The organism is Neoroseomonas rubea, from assembly GCF_016106015.1.
GTDB lineage: Bacteria > Pseudomonadota > Alphaproteobacteria > Acetobacterales > Acetobacteraceae > Neoroseomonas > Neoroseomonas rubea.
This window is the reverse complement of record NZ_JACADQ010000492.1, coordinates 1-2,151: the sequence shown is the minus strand read 5'-3', so window position 1 is coordinate 2,151 and position 2,151 is coordinate 1. Positions and strand designations below refer to the sequence as shown.

Sequence of the window (2,151 nt, the reverse complement as noted above, 5' to 3'; positions counted from 1 at the left end):
CCCGTCTGCCCGCCGCCGCCGCCCCTCGCCCCGGCCGCCCGCCGCCCGTCGCCGATCAGCACGAAGGGCGCCCAGTAGTAGGGGTGGGCGAAGGCCGCGGGCAGGTTCCGCCCCGCTTCCTCGAGGATGAGCATCTGCGCCCCGCGCAGCGCGGCGGCGGATGTCGCCCCGCCCTGCTGGCGGCGCAGCGTATCGGCGACGGTCAGCGCGGCGGCGGCGTCGTCAACCGCCCAGTGTGTGACCATCAGCCCGCGAGCGCCGGCGTAGAAGAAGGCGCGCGCCAGGCCCGACAGCGCCTCGCCGCCGCCTTCGCCGCCCGGCCCGCCGGTGTTGCAGGCGGACAGGATGACGAGGTCGGCGTCCATCTTGATGTCGAGCACCTCGCTCGCCTTGAGGAAGGCCGGTTCGGCCGAGGGCGCCCCGCCCGGCGGCGAGGCGACGATCGAAGGCTCGGTGAGGCAGGAGAGTTCGCCCGGCAGCAGCGCATGGGTCGCCAGGTGCACGACGCGATACTGGTCGAGCCGCTGGCGCCGCAGGTTCGCCACCGTGAAGTCCGCGCCGAGGATGGCGCGGTCCGCCGCCGCGCCGAGCAGCTGGCGCGATGCCAGCACCTCCGCCCGCGTGCCCGGCAACCGCCCGAGCCCGGCGGCGAGCCGCGCATCCGTGCCGCAGCGGTCGGCGGGGAAGGCGCGGGCGAATTGCGCGCCGGAGGGCGGGGTGAAGTCGCCGAAGCCGATATAGGGGTTGGGCGCGGTCGAGCCCGTGCCGGCGGCGCGCAGCGTGACCAGCGTCTGCGGGCTCGGCACATGGACGATGGCGTGGCGGCGGATCAGCCAGGGCGCGCCGACCAGCTGGTCGGGCGATGCCGGGCCCGCGAGTAGCATGCCGAAGGGCAGGGCCAGCAGCGGCCCGTCGGGCGCGACCACCAGCGTCTGCGCGCCGTCGAGCGAGGCGGCGAGCGGGGCGACGAGCAGCCGGTGCAGCTCCTGCGCGGCGTCCGTGTCGAAGCGCGGCACGCCGCCGGCGCCGATCTCCGACGAACGGCGGATGCGCGTGACCAGCGCGGCGACCGCTTCCTCCCCCACCGGCACGCGGCGGGCATCGACGCGGCCGTCGCGCACGGCCATGACAAAGCCTTCCCGCGGGCCGAGCAGCATTGTCAGCAGCGCTTCCCCGCGGCCGAGCGCGCGCGCCACGCTGTCCGCATCCACCGCCGCGAGCAGCAGCTGCCGGTAGCCCGGCGCGGCGGAGGCGACCTGGCCCTCGGCTTCCGCGCGCCGCGCCTGGGCGGCGGCGATGCGGTCGTCCAGCTGCGCGTTCTGCGCGCCGGAGGAATCGCGCTCGGCGAACAATTCGCGCAATTCCCGGTCCGCATCCTGCAGCCCGCGCACCGCACCCTGCACCGCCTGGTTGCCTTCCGACACGCCAAGCCGGGCCGAGGCCTGCTGCACGTAGCGCGCCGTGCTGCTGCGCTGGGCGAGCTGGGCCGCGCCGAACATCTCCGCGCGCAGCGCCGGCGCCTGTCCGGGGCTCGCCGTCGCTTCCTGGTCGAGCGCATCGAGGTAGGGGACGACGAGGCCGACCGGCAGGCCGATCTGCCGCGCGCGCAGGATGGCCGCGCCGGCGCGGAAGGCGGTCAGCGCTTCCGCCCGCCGCCCGCCGCGCAGCCGCTGCTGGCCGGCGAGGAACAACGTGACCGCTTCCGGCCGTTCCCCCGGCGCGGCGATGGCGAAGCGCCCGGCGGCGCGTTCCATCAGCTGCGCCGCGGCTTCCGTGCGGCCAAGCCGGATGTCGGCACCCGCTTCGGTGCGCAGCGAACGCCCGACCATCATGTTGGGCTCGAGCCCGGCATTGCGCAGCACGGCGCGCGCTTCCGCGACCAGGGCGGGCGCCTCCGCCGCGCGGCCGGCGCGCGTCAGCGCCACCGCGCGGTTCCGCTTCGCTTCGGCCAGGCCGAGGATGGCCGATTGCTCGACCGGGTCGGAGAGCAGTTCGCTCGTCTCCCCGTCGCGCCGTTCGCGCCGCGTGGAGGGGGCGAGCGCGGCGTAGCGCGCTTCCGCCTGCTCGAGCAGCGCGATCGCCGCGCGCGGGTCGCCGGAGTTGAGCGCGTGCAGCGCCCGGTAGTGCAGCAGGCGCGCGGGTGTCGCCGGG

Annotated in this window: 1 protein-coding gene; it reads right to left on the bottom strand. The window is 76.5% G+C overall.

Annotated features, from left to right (window positions below; translation table 11 throughout):
- Positions 1 to 1,127, bottom strand: a 1,127-nt coding sequence (locus tag HW577_RS27155) for a CHAT domain-containing protein (protein ID WP_408639553.1), incomplete at its 3' end; no start/stop codon positions are given.
- Between the last annotated feature and the right edge of the window lie 1,024 nt (positions 1,128 to 2,151).